We start from the raw sequence: 296 nt of genomic DNA, 5'->3' as shown, positions 1-296 counted from the left end.
GATAGTGTGTCGAAACACACTGGGTTTCCCCATTCGGAAATCGCCGGCTATAACGGTTCATATCACCTTACCGACGCTTATCGCAGATTAGCACGTCCTTCATCGCCTCTGACTGCCAGGGCATCCACCGTGTACGCTTAGTCGCTTAACCTCACAACCCGAAGATGTTTCGTAAAACACATCGTGTTGCGAAAATTTGAGAGACTCGAACACACCGCTTATCTGTTCTTATTACGGAGAACAGACACAGTGTGTCGTTTCAATTTTCAGCTTGATCCAGATTTTTAAAGAGCAAA

Annotated in this window: 1 rRNA gene; it reads right to left on the bottom strand. The window is 45.9% G+C overall.

Features of this window, described 5'->3' with window-relative positions:
- Positions 1-151: ribosomal RNA gene (locus FDW88_RS01880) — 23S ribosomal RNA — on the bottom strand; the annotation flags it as partial.
- Positions 152-296: the final 145 nt, after the last annotated feature.

The organism is Citrobacter sp. wls829, assembly GCF_005280825.1.
Classification (GTDB): Bacteria; Pseudomonadota; Gammaproteobacteria; order Enterobacterales; family Enterobacteriaceae; genus Citrobacter; species Citrobacter gillenii.
This window is presented reverse-complemented; position numbering and strand designations above follow the sequence as displayed.